The sequence below is a fragment of the Mesorhizobium sp. P170090 genome, assembly GCF_057786115.1.
In genome coordinates this window covers 6,182,251-6,198,727 of record NZ_JBYNWH010000001.1, presented here as the reverse complement: position 1 = coordinate 6,198,727, position 16,477 = coordinate 6,182,251, and the positions used below count along the sequence as shown (strand labels likewise).

At 65.5% G+C, this 16,477-nt stretch carries 15 protein-coding genes; 5 read left to right on the top strand and 10 right to left on the bottom strand.

Going from position 1 to position 16,477, the window contains the following annotated elements:
- Positions 1-84: 84 nt before the first annotated feature.
- Both AC3EML_RS29905 and AC3EML_RS29900 read left to right on the top strand, forming a co-directional pair.
- The gene (locus tag AC3EML_RS29905; RefSeq protein WP_023698639.1) at positions 85-960 is read left to right on the top strand and encodes an alpha-1,2-fucosyltransferase; all 876 of its coding nucleotides are present in this window, start codon (positions 85-87) and stop codon (positions 958-960) included.
- Complete coding sequence (locus AC3EML_RS29900; protein WP_023691919.1) at positions 957-1,871, top strand: glycosyltransferase family protein; 915 nt, start codon at positions 957-959, stop codon at positions 1,869-1,871. Before AC3EML_RS29905 ends, AC3EML_RS29900 begins: the two co-directional genes overlap by 4 nt.
- Here AC3EML_RS29900 and AC3EML_RS29895 read toward each other — a convergent pair.
- Positions 1,855-3,066, bottom strand: a complete 1,212-nt coding sequence (locus AC3EML_RS29895; RefSeq protein ID WP_352521572.1) for a cytochrome P450 — start codon at positions 3,064-3,066, stop codon at positions 1,855-1,857. The two genes, AC3EML_RS29900 and AC3EML_RS29895, sit on opposite strands and share 17 nt — an antisense overlap.
- 13 nt (positions 3,067-3,079) lie before the next feature.
- Complete coding sequence (locus AC3EML_RS29890; protein ID WP_352521571.1) at positions 3,080-3,748, bottom strand: hypothetical protein; 669 nt, start codon at positions 3,746-3,748, stop codon at positions 3,080-3,082.
- 198 nt (positions 3,749-3,946) lie between these two features.
- Between AC3EML_RS29890 and AC3EML_RS29885 the strand changes: the two genes are divergently transcribed.
- Both AC3EML_RS29885 and AC3EML_RS29880 read left to right on the top strand, forming a co-directional pair.
- Positions 3,947-4,939, top strand: a complete 993-nt coding sequence (locus AC3EML_RS29885; RefSeq protein ID WP_352521570.1) for a hypothetical protein — start codon at positions 3,947-3,949, stop codon at positions 4,937-4,939.
- Between the two features lie 160 nt (positions 4,940-5,099).
- On the top strand, positions 5,100-5,540 hold the full coding sequence (locus AC3EML_RS29880) for a lipid-binding SYLF domain-containing protein (RefSeq protein ID WP_023686526.1): 441 nt from the start codon (positions 5,100-5,102) through the stop codon (positions 5,538-5,540).
- A gap of 293 nt (positions 5,541-5,833) precedes the next feature.
- Here AC3EML_RS29880 and AC3EML_RS29875 read toward each other — a convergent pair whose 3' ends face one another.
- The 8 genes from AC3EML_RS29875 to AC3EML_RS29840 all read right to left on the bottom strand — a co-directional run bounded on the left by AC3EML_RS29875 (position 5,834) and on the right by AC3EML_RS29840 (position 15,206).
- Positions 5,834-6,814, bottom strand: a complete 981-nt coding sequence (locus AC3EML_RS29875) for an ABC transporter permease (RefSeq protein ID WP_023669687.1) — start codon at positions 6,812-6,814, stop codon at positions 5,834-5,836.
- A 262-nt stretch (positions 6,815-7,076) separates the two neighbouring features.
- Complete coding sequence (locus AC3EML_RS29870; RefSeq protein ID WP_023669686.1) at positions 7,077-8,048, bottom strand: ABC transporter permease; 972 nt, start codon at positions 8,046-8,048, stop codon at positions 7,077-7,079.
- Entirely contained in the window at positions 8,045-9,595 is a 1,551-nt protein-coding gene (locus AC3EML_RS29865) for a sugar ABC transporter ATP-binding protein (protein ID WP_352521568.1), read from the bottom strand. Before AC3EML_RS29865 ends, AC3EML_RS29870 begins: the two co-directional genes overlap by 4 nt.
- 279 nt (positions 9,596-9,874) lie before the next feature.
- Positions 9,875-10,909, bottom strand: a complete 1,035-nt coding sequence (locus AC3EML_RS29860; protein ID WP_023704174.1) for an ABC transporter substrate-binding protein — start codon at positions 10,907-10,909, stop codon at positions 9,875-9,877.
- Positions 10,910-10,987: 78 nt separating this feature from the next.
- Positions 10,988-11,902 (bottom strand): sugar phosphate isomerase/epimerase family protein, encoded by a 915-nt coding sequence (locus tag AC3EML_RS29855; protein ID WP_352521567.1) that lies wholly within the window; start codon positions 11,900-11,902, stop codon positions 10,988-10,990.
- Positions 11,903-11,924: 22 nt separating this feature from the next.
- Complete coding sequence (locus tag AC3EML_RS29850; protein WP_352521566.1) at positions 11,925-13,460, bottom strand: mannitol dehydrogenase family protein; 1,536 nt, start codon at positions 13,458-13,460, stop codon at positions 11,925-11,927.
- Positions 13,457-14,239, bottom strand: a complete 783-nt coding sequence (locus tag AC3EML_RS29845; RefSeq protein WP_023828348.1) for an SDR family oxidoreductase — start codon at positions 14,237-14,239, stop codon at positions 13,457-13,459. The genes AC3EML_RS29850 and AC3EML_RS29845 overlap by 4 nt, the downstream gene beginning before the upstream one ends.
- Positions 14,240-14,318: 79 nt before the next feature.
- A complete protein-coding gene (locus tag AC3EML_RS29840) occupies positions 14,319-15,206 on the bottom strand; it encodes a MurR/RpiR family transcriptional regulator (protein WP_023737574.1) in 888 nt (295 codons plus the stop codon).
- Positions 15,207-15,292: 86 nt separating this feature from the next.
- Between AC3EML_RS29840 and AC3EML_RS29835 the strand changes: the two genes are divergently transcribed.
- Positions 15,293-16,477, top strand: coding sequence for a Gfo/Idh/MocA family protein (locus AC3EML_RS29835; protein WP_023737575.1), 1,185 nt, complete (start codon positions 15,293-15,295; stop codon positions 16,475-16,477).

The window sequence follows — 16,477 nt, the reverse complement described above, 5'->3', positions numbered from 1 at the left end:
CATGATGCGCCCTTGGCGTCAGAGGCCAGTCGACCGGCCCGCGCAGCTCGGGTAACAATGACCGTCTTTGGCGAAAGGGGTCCAATGCGGCAAGTGCCCATCGTGATGCAGCCGTTTGGCGGCATGGCGAACAAGATGTTCCAGTACATGTTTTGCCATGTGCTGGCGAAGCGTATCCCCGGTGGCTATGTCTGCGACGCCGACCTGCCGGAATGGTCCATTGCCAGGGTGCGGCCGCCTTTGTTGTGGAAATACCGGCTGCTTCGGGTCGACGGCTATCACCGCTACGACCTCGACGGGATCATAGCCGCGTTCCGCGACAGGCGGGCGCGGAGCATCCGCTTCAAGGGCTTCGCGCAGCGGCTGGGTTATTATGACCGGGACGAGGTCTCCGGGCTGTTCGACGGGCGTGCCGTCGCCGCGCCGACCCATGGCGACGATTTTCTCGTCATCCATGTGCGGGCCGGCGACATCCTCGACGGCTTCCACCGCAACTATTGCCCGATGCCATTCGGCTTCTTCGAGACGCTCATCAAGGATAGCGGCCGCAAGCCGGTCTTCGTCGGCCAGACCCATGAGGACAACGATTATTGCCGGCGCCTGCGTCAGCGTTTTCCCGATGCTGTCTTCGCGCCGAAGGCGTCGCCATTGACCGATTTCGAGACGCTGCGCCGGGCGAGCCATCTCGTCACGGGGGTGAGCAGCTTCTCCTGGCTGGCCGGTTGGTTGTCTTCGGCGCGGACGATCCATCTGCCGGTGGCCGGCATATTCGACCGGTGCATCAGGCCGGATATCGACCTGCTGCCCCTTGACGACCCACGCTATCGGTTCCACCAGTTCGACATGGGCGACTGGACGGGCTCTTCGGAGCAGCTTGCGGCATTTTATGGCGATGCGATCCCGTTCCGGCAGGTCGAGCCTCAAGCAGCAGCGGGTGGCGCGGGGAAAGCGTTGCGATGAGAATTCCGTTTTCCGTCAACAGGCCGGTGATCTGCGCGATCATGAAGCTGGAGCAGCCCTATGTGATCGAGTGGGTCGCCTGGCACAAGCTGCATGGCTTCGACCTGATGATCGCCGACAACTGCAGCGCCGGACCGCAGACGGCGGTGCTCCAGGCGTTGCGCGATGCCGGCTGGATCCGGCTGGTCGACTGGCGACACGACACGGTGCTGCCGCAGCGGCGGGCCTATTCCTATCTTTACTGGCAGGCATTGCTCCACGGCTATCGCTATCTGGGCTTCATGGACGCCGACGAGTTCCTCGAGCCGCTCGACGCGCCGCCCTGGAGCGGAGCCGAACTGGTCCGCTCGCTTTTGAGCCGCCCGGGCGTGCGCAGCGTCGCCTTTCGCTGGGTGAATTTCGGCAGCGACGGCAAAGAGGCCTATGACGACGAACTGGTGACGGTGCGGTTTCAAAGGCGCGGCACGCATGACGCCCCGACCGCGCGCTGGAAGAAGTCGTTTGCCCGCGTGTCCTCGGTGCTGCGCAAGGCGCTGCGGGATCCCGGGCAGTTCATGCCGCACCCGCACGGTTTCCGCATCTCGCTGCGCAGGACGCTGGTCGACGGCATGACGCTCGACAAGCACCCGGCGGCCATGCCGATGGAATGGAAGATCGGCTGGATCCGCCACTATGCCGTGAAATCGAGGCAGGAACTGGCCGACAAGCATGCCCGCGGCGGCGGCTTCACGCCGTCGAGCGAGGCGCCGTCGCTGGACGAGTACCGGGTATCGAGAGATCAGAACGATATTCTCGATCCGCTCGACGATGCGACGGTGGGCGCCTTGCGGGCAAAGGTTTCGGAAATCGTCAGGTCGCTCGACCCGGCGGTCATCCCCCAGACGCGGCCGCTTTTCACGCAGCGGGGTTGAGGATCAGCGGCGCGGTAGCCATGCCGTGAAACGACATCGAGGCGCGGCGCTCGGCATTTGCGGCATCGAGCCGCCATCCGGGCGCACGGGTGAACAGGGCTTCTATCATCGCCGCGATCTCGATACGGGCGACATGCTGCCCGAGGCAGACATGCAGGCCGGTGCCGAAGGTCATCGACATGGTTGGCGGGCGCGTGAGGTCCAGCCGGTCGCCATCGACGAAGACGGCATCGTCGCGATTGCCGCTGCCGAGCACCGGCACGACCGCTTCGCCAGCCGCAATCCTGACGTCGCCGAGGTCGATGTCCTGCGCCGCGATGCGGGCGACGGCGTATTGCACCGAGGCGCCATAGCGCAGCAGTTCGGCCGCCGCGCTGCTCCAGTCGACAGCGCCGCGCTCGAGCAGCGCGCGCTGTTCGGGAAAGCGATCCAGCGCAACAATTGCGTTGCCGAGAGCGTCGACGACAGTCTCCTGTCCGGCAAACAGCATGAAGACGATGTTGGCCACCATGTCCTCGCGCGACCAGCGGCCTTGCGCAACCTCCCGCACCATGCCGGCAACCATTCCGTCCGGCCGGTAGGCCTGTCGAGCCAGCCGCTCCTCGACAAAAGCCTGGCATTCGCGATAGGCCTCGGCGCTTGCTGCCGGCGGCTGCGCTCTTCGCAGGTCGAATGCGCTGGCCATGCGGCGGGTCACCGATTTCAACGCCCAAGGGTCCTCGATCTCGATGCCGAGGATTTCCTGCAGCAGCCAGAAGGACACTGGCACGGCGAGCCCGGCGACGGCGTCGACGCGGCCATCCGCCAGCGCACGCTCGACCAGCTCGTGGCTCAGCGCGCGAAGACCTTGCGTCAGCGCTTCGATGGCCGGCCGTGAGAAAAAGCCAGCGACCGGCCGGCGCAAGGCGCCATGCTGAGGCGGATCGGCGAGCAGCACCGAGCGGCTGAGCAGAGCCATGGGCGCATGGTCGACGAGCTTGCGGCGGACCTCTTCATATGTACCCGGCGGCGCCTGAAGAAGAGCGGGATGCTTCAGCGCGCCCGACACCAGCTCATGGCTGAACACATAATGCGCGTCGGCCAGCTCGGGATAGGGCGCGACGCCGCGCGCAATGCCGCCGGCGGCGCGCATGCGGGCGAAATGCGGAAACGGGTCGTCGCCGAGCGCGAACGGATCGAAATGCGGAGCTGTCATGACGGCTCGAATCTCATGCCTTGAGATTCTTGGCTGAAATGACCCTGAAGCCGCCTGACGTGGCGTCCTGCGGGAAGAAGTCCGGCATGACGTAGAGGAACTCGCATCCGTAGACGCGGTAGTGCATGCGCAGCAGCGGATCGCGGATGATCTCTTCCAGCGGCGGTCTTGTGCCGGTCTGGTTCCAGCGGTCGATGGTGGCGCGGAACCGCGCATCGGCCTTGACATGATCATACTCTTCGCCCGAGGAGCCGGCATAGGACGAGCAGCGGCCATCGCCGATCAGCCAGCTGGCGCCCAGGCGGCGGCCGTGGCTCTCCATCTCCTTCAAGAGCCGCACCGCCGTATTGGAGCCGCGATGGCTCGGCCGGACGCAGAGATTGTAGGCGTAAAGTGCGTAAACCGGCTCGCTGCGCGGCAGCGATGCATAGGCATCGAAATTCCTGGGGAAATCGGCGCGCACCAGCGGATCCTGGCTGGTCTCGGTAAAGCAGATGGTGCCAGCAAGCAGATCGCCATCGATCGCGCCGAACATGGTGTGTCCGAGTGCCAGCCGGTGGCGGATGGTCGTTTCGCTCGCCTGCAGCGGTGCGGCCCAGGCGGCAGCCTCAAGCTCCATCAGCAAAGGGAGGTCTTCCAGGTCTAACCGGCGGATGGGTATCGCAACATCGTCTAAATTCATGTGTCGGCTGCCTCGACTTCCAACGCGTTGATGGCGCATGGCAGTTTCTTGCCAATGCGGTTTGCAGCTTCACGGAAACGTCAACCTGTTCTATCTCCTGTTTGACGCATGCCGGATCGAGAACCATTTCACGGCTTTCACAAGCCTGTCTAATTATCATGGTTCCCCTTTGCAATTACATACGGACAACGGAAACGCATGATATTTTACGTCGCGCACCGGGAGCACGCCTACACGCAGGCGGTGGTGCTTCTGTATCACCGGACTGACCTGGAGGCGTGGTTCCGGCTGGTGCGCTACGAGGATGCCGGGCTGCTGCGCGGCGTTCGCGCCGGGGTGGTCATCTGGTCCGACATGGACCGGCTGACATCGGACGAATTGAGCCGCGCGGCCGGCATCAGCGCCGAACTGGCTGACAACACCGGCCTGACGCAGCTCAATCACCCGACCGCCAGCCTGCAGCGCTTCGACCTGCTGCGCCTGCTTCATGCCGACGGCAGCAACGCTTTTCGTGTGTTCAGGCCGGACGAGCTGGAAGAGGCGATACGCTATCCCGTTTTCATCCGCGACGAGACGGGCGCACTCTACAGGGAGCCGCCGCTGCTGCAAGACCGGCCGGCGCTGGACGCCGCGATCGCCCGGCTGGACGGTAGCGATCTGGTGCGGCCGATGGTGGTGGAGATGATCGGCACCCCCGGAATGGACGGTTATTTCAGGAAGTACGCGGCGTTTCGGGTCGGCGATACGATCTACGGCCAGCATTGCGCCATGTCGAAATCGTGGTTCGTCAAGAATTCGCCCGAGCAATTGCTGCCGGCGCATATCGAAGAAATCAGGACCTATGTCGATACGAATCCTGACGCCAATGCGGTCATGCAGGTCTTCGAAAAAGCCCGCATGCAGTATGGCCGCATCGACTACACTTTCGTGGACGGCAGGCTTGTAGTGTTCGAGATCAACAGCAACCCCACCGTGCTCAGCGACCCGCCGACGCCGTTCGCCATCTATGACCCCAAGCCCTTTGCCGATCTTCAGGCCGACGCGCTGCTCGCGCTGCCGCAGGCTACCGAGGCGGACTCGCTGGCTGCAATCGACACCGCCCACCAGTCGGCGCTGGCCAAGTTGCGGCGCCATTACCAGATGAGGCGGTTGAAGTTAACGCTGCGAAAAGTGCTCAGGAAGAGGAAATAGCCGCCGCCTCCTCCGCAACCCGAAAGTACACCACGTCACGTTTCGTCGGATCTTGTCACAGCCTGCCTGGAACCAAATCACGGGCTAGATTGTTCAAGTTGGTTACGACGCCGACGAGCCCTGCCGGTTGGGTGAGCGGCGCACTTGAGGAGCTCCCACCATGACCATCTCGTCCAGCTTTCGTTCGCTCGCGGTTGCGGCCATCACAACTGTGTCCGTCAGCGCTGCCAGCGCCGCGCATGCCGATAGCGGCACGATCCGCTTTGCCGTCTACAAGGCGGCCTTCTTCGTCGGCGGTTCCGGCGGCGAGGGGACGCTGACCTTCCACGGCCGCTCCTATCCCATCACGATCGGCGGCGTTTCGGGCGGCTTCGCCTTCGGGGTTTCCAAGACCTATTTCCGGGGCACCGTGCGCCATATCCGCAGGGTGCGGGATGCGACCGGGGTTTATGGCGCGGCCGGCGGTGGCGGCGCGCTCGGCAAGGGGGCGCAGGTGATCGTCATGACCAACGACAAGGGCGCCCAGCTCGAGCTTACGGGCCGGCAGGTGGGCCTGCAGGTGAATGCGGATTTGAGCGGGATGGCGATTTCGTTGAAGTAGGGGGGCGCTCCCTCGCGTTCTCGGTGGGGTAAGCTCGTCTGGGGCGATGATAATCGCCTATGGCTGCGCCAGCCCCCTCATCCGGCCGCTTCGCGGCCACCTTCTCCCCGCTGGGGAGAAGAGGCTGGCGTTGACGCTGGCGCCCTCCTCTCCCCTCGGGGAGAGGTCGGATTGCCCCGAATTGCCCTTCGCAATTCGGTTGGCAATCCGGGTGAGGGGGAACTTGCTCCCGTGCGCTTGGCCTGAACCTTGGATGGGGAAGCTTCGCCCAATGCAGCGTCGGGCGCCAGCCCCTACCGCTCCTCCACAATCCGCAAATACGCCGCCGTCACGAACAGCACGATCAGCCCGAACAAGATCCGCCGTGCCCCCTCCGGCATCTGCAGGATGGTCAGCAGTGTTGTCAGCACGGTCAGGATCAGCGCGCCGATGATGGTGCCGGTGTAGCCGCCGCGGCCGCCGAAGATGGAGGTGCCGCCGATGACGGCGGCGGCGACCGAGGGCAGCACCAGCGGTTCGGCGAGCGACAGCGACGGCGCCTTGATCAGGCCGATATAGAGCAGGCCGGTGATGCCGGCGAGCGCGCTGGAGGTGACGTAGAGCGCGGTGATGACCTGCCAGTATTGCACGCCCGACAGGCGGGTCGCGCGCTCATTGTCGCCGACGGCGTAGAGCAGGCGGCCGAAGCCGGTCCGGGCGAGCGTGAAGACGATGAGGGCGGCGAGCGGCACGAACAAAAGCAGCGCGTTGGGGAAGCCCCATGTCACGCCGGTGCCGAGCCAAGCCAAGAAGTCGGGGATTTTTGCGCCCGACGCGATCACCGTGCGCTGGTAGACCTGCAGGCAGCCGGTGCCGATCAGGCTGGTGCCCAGCGTCATGATCAGCGGGTGGACGCGGAAGACACCGACGCCGATGCCGTTGACGAGGCCGATCAGCACCGCCGGCATCATCGCCAGCAGGAACGCCACCGCCGGGTCCTGGTTGACCACTTGCGTCGCCATGATGAAGGCGCTCATCGTTGCCACCGTGCCGACCGACAGGTCGATGCCGCCGGTCAGCATGGTCATGGTCTGGCATCCCGCGAGGATCGCCAGCGGGATGGCGAATTTGATGGTGTTGGCGATCCAGCGCTCGTTGACGATGCCGGGGCGCAGGACCTGCAGGATTATAACCAGGATGGCGAGCAGGACGATCAGCGGGATGAGCGGGCGATCGGCCATGAAGCGCTTTATGCGGCGGCCGAAGGGGACCGGGGTGATGGCGGTGGTGCTCATGGGGCGGCTCTTGCTCGCGATGAGGTTTGCAAGGTGCGGCAAGTTGGCGAGGACAGTGCTCTACGGCGCCCCCCTCTGGCCTGCCGGCCATCTCCCCCACTTGTGGGGAGATTGGCAGCTTCAGCGCCTCGCTCATTCTTGCAAGGTTGGAGATTGGCGAAGGTCGTCGCGACATCCAATCTCCCCCCTTGTGGGGGAGATGTCCGGCAGGACAGAGGGGGGCGCGAAGGAACGCCGACGTCTCTCTGCGACAGCACACCCATCATTGCCGCCCCCGCATCGTGATAAACGCCCCGAACATCACCACCGCCACCATGATCAGCCCCTCGATGATGGCGGTGACATTCGGGTCGATGGCAAGCAGCGTCAAATCCGTGCGCACCAGGCGCAACACGAAGACGGCGACGATCGGGCCGAGCAGGCCGCCCTTGCCGCCGCCGAGCGCGACGCCGCCCAGCACCACGGCGGCGACGCTGGCGAGCAGATAGGGGCCGGGGATGGGGGCGCCGATGCCGGTGCTCATGGTCAGCGCCAGGCCGCCAAAGGCGGCGAACAGGCCGGACAGCGCATAGGCGATGATGCGAGTGCGCTTGACCGGCACGCCGGAGCGGAACGCCGCCAGTTCGCTAGAGCCGATGGCGTAGATGGAGAGGCCGAGGCGCGAGCGCCGCAGCGGTATCCAGATGACGCAGAGGCACACGATCAGCACCAGCAGCGCCTTGGGCAGCCAGGCGTCTATGGCGTCGGGCAGGCCGGGGATCGGTACGGTGCCAGAGATCAGCGCCTTCAGCCATTCGGCGATGCCGCCGCCCGGCGCGTCGAGTACCAGCAGGGCTGCACCCTGCAGCACGAACAGCATGGCCAGCGTCACGACAATGTCGGGCACGCGGGTGACGACGATGAGCAGGCCGTTGAGTGCGCCGAGCACGAAACCCATGGCCAGCACGAAGGGCACCACGAACAGCGCGTATTCCTCGCTCGCGCCATTCATCATCGACGCCGCGGTGACGCTGGTCAGCGCCATCATGGCGGCGACCGACAGGTCAATGCCGCCGGCGATGACGACGACGGTCTGCGCGGCGACTGCGAAGGCATAGGGCAGAACGGCTCGGGCGAGCGAGCCGAAATCATTGCTGCCATAGGCCGGCTGGATGATCCTGGTGGCGATGAACAGGACGATGAGCAGGGCGAACAGGCCGACGACCCAGCCTTGGCGGCGCAGGAAATGGCTCATGGCGCGGCCTCCGGCGAAGCCGAAGTGTTCGCGGTCGGATCAGCCAATATGCCGATATCGGCCTTGGCGCCGCGCGGCAGGCCGTAGGCGGCGCGCATCAGCGCCGGCTCGTCGGCCTCCTCGACCGGAAAAATGTCGACGAGGCGGCCGCCGAAGATGACAATGACGCGGTCGCAGACGCGCTGCACCTCTTCGAGTTCCGAGGTGTAGAACAGCACCGACTTGCCGTTGCCGGCGAGCTCGCGCAGCAGTTTGTAGATCTCCTGCTTGGTGCCGACATCGATGCCGCGCGTCGGGTCGAAGCACAGGATGGTGCGGGCATCCGCCGCGATCCAGCGGGCGATGGTCACCTTCTGCTGGTTGCCGCCCGACAGGCGCTGCACTTCGCCTTGCGCCCGGGTGTCGATCTGCAGCCGCTCGATGGCGCTGAGCACGGTCGCGCGCTCGCGGCGCATGTTGATCGGCCCCCAGTTGCGCAAGGCAGCGCTGAAAGGCAGCGCGATGTTTTCGCGCACCGAGCGCTGCATGGCGAGCGCCTCGGAGCGGTCGCCCGGCACATAGGCTAGGCCGGCGCGGATGGCGTCGATCGGGTGGGCGAATTTCACTGGCTGGCCATCGACTTCGATCGTGCCGCCGGAGGGCCGGATCGAGCCGGCAAGGGCGGCGAACAACTCGTCCTGGCCCTGGCCTTCGAGCGCGACGACGCCGGCGACTTCGCCGTCGGCAAGATCGAAGGAGACGTCACTGAGCTTGGCACCGACGCGGAGATTGCGCACGGAGATGCGCGGCCGGGCAGCTGCGGGCGCGGCCTTCTCGGCGGCACTGCGGGCCGCGACATGGGTTTTGACGATACGGGTGCCGAGCATCAGCTCGACGATCTTTTCTTCCACGCCCGGCACGACGTCGACGACGCCGACGGTCTCGCCATCGCGCAGCACGGTAGCGCGGTCGCACAGTGCCGAGATTTCGACGAAGCGGTGCGAGATGAAGATCACGGCGCGGCCGGCATCGCCCTGGCGGCGCACCACTTCCAGCACTTTTTCGGCGAGGTTGGCGGGCAGGGCCGCCGTCATCTCGTCAAGCAGCAGCACGTAGGGCTCGACGGCGAGCGCCCGCGCGAGGTCGAGCACGCGCAGCACGGCCAGCGGAATGTCGCGCGCGGTGTCGCGCAGATCGAGGTCGGTAATGCCGAGCTCGCGCACCCAGGCGCGGAACGGCTCGACCGGCGTGCCGGTGAGCCTGAGATTGGAGAGAACGTCGAGATCGGGGATTAGCGACGGCTCCTGGTAGACCGGCAGCAGCCCGGCGCGGCGCGCGGCGGCGGGCGAGCGAATGTCGCGCGCTTCGCCGCGGATCAGGATGCGGCCGGCATTGGCGGGAATGGCGCCGGTGAGGATCTTCACCAGCGTCGACTTGCCGGCGCCGTTGGCGCCCATCAGCGCGTGGACCTCGCCCGGCAGCACGGAGAGCGACGCGTTGCGAAGTGCTGCAACCGCACCGTAGTTCTTGGCGACGCCGGTGGCGTCGAGGAGGGGGCTGGTGGTCAAATGGTTTGTTGTCAAAATTGATGGTTCCAGAAACTAATGTCGGCGCTCTACGGCGCCCCCCTCTGTCCTGCCGGACATCTCCCCCACAAGGGGAGAGATTGGCAGTTCCGGCGCCGCCCCTCGTCTTGCGACGTAGAAAATTAGCGAAAGCCGAGACGACAGCCAATCTCCCCACCTGTGGGGGAGATGTCCGGCAGGACAGAGGGGGGCGCCGTAGAGCGCTAGTCTGTGTGGCGAGGACGGCCGTTCGCCGTCCTCGCCAGTTCATTCAAACCAGGCTTACTCCCCCGGCCCCTTGCAGGCCACGATCTGCTCCTTCGTGTAGGTCGTCCACTCCGGGATCGAGATCGAGACCGGCCATTCCGGGCTGAGCGACGGGTCGGCGGCTGCCTTCAGCTTGGCCTTGCCTTCGTCGGTGGCGTTGTCCCAAAGCTGCGGGTCGACCAGCACGGTCTGCTGCGCCGGCTTCTTGCCGTCGAGGATCTGCAGCGCCAGCGTCACGCCCGCGCCGCCGATCGAGCCGGGGTTGGTGACGGCTGCACCGACGAGACCTTTCACCGAGCTCAGCTGGCCGACGAAGCCGGCATTGTCGGCGCCGACCACCGGCACCAGCGGCGCCTGCGATTCGACCAGCGCGTCGACGATGACGTTGTCGATGCCCGACGTCCACACGCCGTTGAACGGCGTGCCGGTGGCCAGGAACGACAGCATCTGCTGCTTGGCCTGATCCTGCTGCCAGCCGGTGAAGACTTCCTGCGCCACCTTCACGCCGGGGTTTTCGGCCAGCGCCTTCTTGAAGCCTTTGTCGCGATCGCTATCGGCCGAGGCGCCGGCGGCGCCGCGCATGTAGAACACTTCGCCCTTGCCGCCCATCTGCTGGAACAGCCATTTGGCGCCGAGATAGGCATACTGTTCCTGGTTGTTGGAGATGATGTAGGCCGACGGTTCGGTCACCGCCTGGTCGACGGCAACGACGACGATGCCGGCCTTGGTGGCTTCTTCCAGGCCCGCCTTGATGCCGGCGGGATCAGCGGGGTTGACGACGATGGCGTCGACCTTGGCGCTTATCAGATTGCGGATGTCTTCGAGCTGGCCGGCGGCATCGGTGTTGCGGTGGGCGATGTTGAGCTTCGTCACTTCGCCCGAAGCCAGCGCCTGCGCCTTCATGGCGCAGACCATTTCCTCGCGCCAGCCATTGCCCTGCACGGTGTTGGAAATGCCGATCGTATATTTGGCTTCGGCCGACGACACGCCCATCGATGCCAGCAAGGCAGCGCCCGCAAGCAACGGGACCATGGTCAGTATTTTCTTCATGTCAGTACTCCTCCACATTGTTGTTTTTCGTCTCAGGGCCAGACCCTTCGGCAGGATCGGACCAAGTCATTCACCTCGTCATTTGACGAAGGGGCGCAGCACGTCGCGGGCGAGCAGGAAGCCCCGCTTCACCGCATCGTCGCTGCCTTCAAACCGCCTGTCCTCATGTTCGATGATGACCGAGCCGTCATAGCCGGCGCGGTAGAGGCCGGAGAAGAAGCCGCTCCAGTCGACATCGCCCAATCCCGGCATGCGCGGCACCTGCCAGCCTATCCCGGCGGAAAGGATTCCGCGCTCATACAAACCATCATGATCGATCATCAAATCCTTGGCGTGGACATGCAGCATGTAGGGGCCGAACTCCTTGATGAAGCGGCCCTGGTCGATCATTTGCCAGACCAGGTGCGAGGGGTCGAAATTCATGCCGACCTCGCCGCCCCAGGTTTCGAGGATGCGCCGCCAGACCAGCGGCGAATAGGCGATGTTGTGCCCGCCCGGCCATTCGTCATAGCTGAAGATCATCGGGCAGTTCTCGAAGGCGAGTTTTACCCCGTGGCCGCGCGCATAGGCGACGGTCTCGGGCCAGACTTTCAGCGCGTCCTGCCAGTTGACGTCGACGGTCTTCGAGGCATCGCCACCGCAGAAGGTGTTGACGACCGGCACGCCCATATTGGCGGCCAGCACGATGACCTTCTTCAGATGGCCGATGACGGCCTCGCGATGGGCAGGGTCCGGATGCAGTGGGTTGGGATAGTAGCCGAGGCCGGAGACCGTCAGCTTCTTCTCCGTCAGCGAAGCGACGATCTCCTTGGCCTGCGCGGGCGAGGTGGAAGCGGCATCGATATGGCTGGTGCCGGCATAGCGCCGCGTCGCGCCGGAGGTCTTCGGCCAGCAGGCGATTTCCAGCGCCTCGAAGCCGGCCGAGTGCGCCCAGTCGGCAACCTCGCCAAGCGGCGTCTCCGCAAAAGGTGCTGTAAGCACTCCTAGTTTCATTCTGCCTCCCTAGACCCGACGACTATAATGCCGATTGTTTGGATCGCTTCAACCTCGCGACCTCATCTTGTTCGAGACTGTGCCGGACAGCCGCCATCGGATCGTCCGACAGCAGGTCGCCCAGCGCCGATGTGACGGCCGCGCGGAACGTCCCGTCAACGGCAAGGCCGGGGTCGAATATCCCGTCGATGGCAAGGATGGCGGACACCAGCGCGCTGGCATCGGGACCCGTCGCGTCGGCGATTGCGGCGACCTTGCCGGCATAGGGATCCGACACCGGCCAGCGTCTGCCGAAACGTTCCGAGGCCTGGATCAGATAGGCCATCCAGCCGGCGACCGGCACCGACAGCAGGCCGATGCTCTGGCCCATCGCGAGCCGGTCGCGGATCGGGTTGAGCAGGCGCTGGACGATCTTCTGCGAACCGTCGGTGGCGACCTGGTGGTTGCGGTGGCGGATCGCGGTGTTCTTCAGCCGGGCAAGGCTCTGCTCGACATAGGCAAGCGGCAGGACGCCGGATACCGGCATCAGCGTCGGCACAGTCTCCTCGACCAGCATGCGCCTGATGAAGTCCGACAGCAGCGGGTCGGCCATGGCATCCGATGTGTGCTCGAGACCAGCCAGAACGCCGAGCGTGGCGAGTGCCGTCTGGGCGCCATTCAGCACCCGCATCTTGAGATGCTCAAACGGCGTGACGTCGTCGACGAAGGTGGCGCCGACCAGATCCCAGCGCGGCATGCGGCCGGCGAATTTTTCCTCGATCACCCACTGCCGGAACGGCTCACCGACAGCGACGGCGGCATCGTGGTAGCCGAACCATTGCTCGACACTGTCGAGGTCATCTTGCGTTACCGCCGGCGCGATGCGGTCGACCATTGACGAAGGGAAGGCGGAATTGGCTGCGATCCATGCGGCCAAGCCATTGCCGCGCTGCCTGGCGAAGGTCTGCACGACATTGGCTAGGATAACGCCATTGGCCGGAATGTTGTCGCAGGACAGCAGTGTCAGCGGCCGCCCATTTGTGGCCCTGCGCTGCTCCAGCGCCCGCACCAACAGGCCGGGAACGCTGCGTGGCGTCTCGGGGTTGGCGAGGTCATGGACGATGTCGGGATGGCCAAGGTCGAGTTCGCCGCTGGACGGGACGTGGCAATAGCCTTTTTCGGTCACCGTCATCGTCACCAACTCGATATCGGGTGAGATCAGCACACCCAGCGCCGGTGCCGCACTCTCCTGGCTGTCGACCACCCGGACGATGCTGCCGATGACGCGCGCCTCGATGTGGCTGTTCTCGCGGATCAGCCTTGTGTAGAGCCCGCCCTGCCGTCCCAGCGTGTCGGCAAGGCGGGGCGGACGGATGTTGATGCCGACGAGGCCCCAACGGTCGAAGCGCAGCGAGATGAGATCGTCGGTGTATTCGGCCTGATGGCAGCGATGGAAAGCGCCGACGCCGAGATGCGCCATGCCGGGCGCCAGGAGCGTACGGTCATAGGACGGTGTCTGCACCGATGCCGGCAAGCGGTCGAGCAGCGCCGGCCCAAGCGTTTCGGCGGAAGCGCTCACCGGTTCGCCCCGATCACCGCCTGCTCCTGGTCGATGACCGCGCCGGTCATCGGGCCGGCGGCGTCGGACAGCAGGAAGACGGCGAGGCTGGCGATGTCGTCCGGCGTCAGCAACCGGCCGAAAGGCTGCGCGGCGTTGGCCTTCTCGAGCCAGCCAGGGCCGTTGCCCAAAGTCTCCGCCTGCATGATGCGTTCGGCCGGCGTGTCCGTCCAACCGACATTGATGCCGTTGACGCGGATGCGGTCGAAACGGTGGGCGTTGGCGGCGTTCTTGGTCAGCGTCGCCAGCGCGCCCTTGGTGGCGGAATAGACGGCAAGCTCCGGCGAGCCGCAATGGGCGTTGATCGACAGAATGTTGAGAATGGCGCCACCTTGGCCGCGCTGCTTCATGTCGGCAATCGCCGCCTGCATCAGGAAGAACGGCGCGCGCGCATTGACGGCAAACAGTGACGCCCAGTCGTCGAGGCTGGCGTCGAGGAAAGAGGCGCGATCGGTCAGGCCGGCGGCGTTGACCAGCGCATCGATGCGGCCGAAGCGCTCGATGCAGGCCTGCGCCAGAAGGGTGGGGGCGTCAGGATCGGCAAGGTCGGCGGCGACGAAGATGGTCGGCGTGCCCAATTGCGAAAGCTCGGCCGCCACGGCCTCGCCACGCGCCCTCTCGCGCCCGGTGACCAGCAGCCCGGCGGCACCGGAACGCGCCAGCGTCTCGGCAATGGCGCGGCCAATGCCTTGCGTCGACCCGGTGACCAGAGCCACCTTGCCGTCAAGCCGGATCTCCATTCCTCCTCCCGGGAATAAAGTTTCTATTTTGAGAAATATGGAACGGCAATTCCCGATAGTCAATTGGACCAGTGACGCCTCATTCGCCGCGCCGCGCCGCCACGCCATGGACCAGCGCCATCCCAACGGCGAGCGAGGCCGCCAGTGAGCGGAAGCCGGCAAAGTCGGATTCCACCACTTCCAACCAGCTGTCCGAGAGCGGGATCAGCGGGCTGAAGGTGCTGTCGGTGACGGTGACGATACGCGCCTTGCGCTCATGCGCCACCGCAACGAGATCGGGCGTGATCGAATTGTAGGGGCTGAAGGAGACAGCGAGCACGGCATCCCGGCCGCCGATGCAGCCGATCTGGTCGAGTGCGGAGGACCCGACATTGTCGACCAGCACGTTGCGCACGCCTTGCTGCGAGAGCGTCAGCGAGAGATAGGCGGTGACGGGAAAGGCGCGCTTGGAGCCGATGACATAGATCAACTCGGCCGCCGCCAGCAGCGCCACCATCTTGTCGAAACTCTCGACGTCGAAGCCGGCCTCGATGCGGCCAAGCGAGGCCTGCGATGCGCCGACCATGCCGTGCAGGAAATGCAGATTCGGCTCGGTCTCGGTGCGCGGTTCGCCGCGCCCTTCCGGCCATGAGCCCTTGATGTGCTCCTTGAACAGGCCCTGGAAGTCGGAAAAGCCGGAATAGCCGAAGATCTGGGCAAAGCGCACCAGCGTCGAGGGCTGCACGCCGGCCTGTGCCGCAACCTGCGCGATGGTGCCGAGCGCGACGTCGCTCGGATGCTGCCACAGGAAGATTGCCACCTGGCGCAGCCGCTTGGGGAAATGCACCGTGCCCGACGACAGCACCGCGCGTAGCTCCTCATAGGTCTGCGGCTGGATGTAGCCAAGCGCGGCCAGCGAGCGTCCGCGTTTGCGCGTCGCCGCCTCGTCGGTGCTGGACCGTCCGGATGCCTTGCTTGCCCCACTCATGATTTCAGGCTAGCGCGATACGATCGTTTTACAATATGAAAATTGGAAATCGTATTCGAAAGCGGTGTGCCGGGAGGAGCTTGAAAATGGTCTACGCAACATCGGACGGATCGGCGGGCAAGCGGCTGCGGGTCGGCATGGTCGGCGGCGGCCGCAACGCTTTCATCGGCGCGGTGCATCGGCTCGCCATGCGCCTCGACGACCAGATCGTGCTGGTCGCCGGCGCGCTGTCGTCGGACCCGGAAAACGCCGCCGCATCGGCCGCCGTGATCGGCATCGCGCCCGAGCGCAGCTATGCCGATTATCGCGCCATGGCACGAGCCGAAGCGGCGCGGCCGGACGGCATCGAGGCGGTGGTCATCGTCACGCCCAACCATCTGCACGCGCCGATCGCCACGGCCTTTCTCGAGGCCGGCATCGACGTGATCTGCGACAAGCCGCTGTCGACGACGCTGGCCGACGCAGAAGCATTGGTGGCGCTGGCGCGGGAGAAAAAGCGACGCTTCGTCGTCACGCTCAACAACACCGGCTACGCCATGGTCCGCCAGGCGCGCGAGATGGTGGCGGCGGGCGCGCTTGGCCGCATCGTGTCCGTGCATGGCGCCTACATCCAGGACTGGCTGACCAAGCCGATCGACGCCGAGGGCCAGAAGCAGGCGGAGTGGCGCACCGATCCGGCGCGCGCCGGGCAGTCGGCGGTGCTGGCCGATATCGGCGTGCATGCCTTCAACCTGGCAAGCTATATCTCCGGCTGTGAGGCCGAGGCGGTGTCGGCCGATCTGTTCACCGCCGTCCCCAGACGCCGGCTCGACGACAATGCGCATGTGCTGGTGCACTGGACGGGCGGGGCGCGCGGCACGATCCTCGCCAGCCAGACCTCGCCCGGCCACTACAATGATCTCTCGGTGCGCATCTATGGCGACAAAGCCGGGCTCGAATGGTCGGGCGGCCGGCCGGAAGAACTGCGCTTCTCCATCTACGGCGAGGAGACCCGCACGCTGGTGCGCGGCGGCCATGGCTCGACCACTGAGAGCCAGCGCGTGTCGCGCATGCCGGCGGCGCATCCGGAGGGATATATCGAGGCCTTCGCCAATTTCTACCGCGACGCCGCCGACATCATTCGCGCGCACCGTTCGGGCGGGTCGGTTGATCCGGCGCGCGCGGCACAGGTGCCCGATGTCGTCGATGGCGCGCGCGGGGTGAAGTTTGTGGCGGCGGCGGTGGAGTCGAATGCTGCGGGTGGGGCTTGGACGGCGGCACGGTTCGGGTGA

Coding starts and splice junctions, on each gene's coding strand:
- AC3EML_RS29835 (WP_023737575.1), top strand. CDS start 15,293: ATGGTCTACGCAACATCGGACGGATCGGCGGGCAAGCGGCTGCGGGTC.
- AC3EML_RS29895 (WP_352521572.1), bottom strand. CDS start 3,066: ATGACAGCTCCGCATTTCGATCCGTTCGCGCTCGGCGACGACCCGTTT.
- AC3EML_RS29855 (WP_352521567.1), bottom strand. CDS start 11,902: ATGAAACTAGGAGTGCTTACAGCACCTTTTGCGGAGACGCCGCTTGGC.
- AC3EML_RS29900 (WP_023691919.1), top strand. CDS start 957: ATGAGAATTCCGTTTTCCGTCAACAGGCCGGTGATCTGCGCGATCATG.
- AC3EML_RS29885 (WP_352521570.1), top strand. CDS start 3,947: ATGATATTTTACGTCGCGCACCGGGAGCACGCCTACACGCAGGCGGTG.
- AC3EML_RS29860 (WP_023704174.1), bottom strand. CDS start 10,909: ATGAAGAAAATACTGACCATGGTCCCGTTGCTTGCGGGCGCTGCCTTG.
- AC3EML_RS29875 (WP_023669687.1), bottom strand. CDS start 6,814: ATGAGCACCACCGCCATCACCCCGGTCCCCTTCGGCCGCCGCATAAAG.
- AC3EML_RS29845 (WP_023828348.1), bottom strand. CDS start 14,239: ATGGAGATCCGGCTTGACGGCAAGGTGGCTCTGGTCACCGGGTCGACG.
- AC3EML_RS29870 (WP_023669686.1), bottom strand. CDS start 8,048: ATGAGCCATTTCCTGCGCCGCCAAGGCTGGGTCGTCGGCCTGTTCGCC.
- AC3EML_RS29890 (WP_352521571.1), bottom strand. CDS start 3,748: ATGAATTTAGACGATGTTGCGATACCCATCCGCCGGTTAGACCTGGAA.
- AC3EML_RS29880 (WP_023686526.1), top strand. CDS start 5,100: ATGACCATCTCGTCCAGCTTTCGTTCGCTCGCGGTTGCGGCCATCACA.
- AC3EML_RS29840 (WP_023737574.1), bottom strand. CDS start 15,206: ATGAGTGGGGCAAGCAAGGCATCCGGACGGTCCAGCACCGACGAGGCG.
- AC3EML_RS29905 (WP_023698639.1), top strand. CDS start 85: ATGCGGCAAGTGCCCATCGTGATGCAGCCGTTTGGCGGCATGGCGAAC.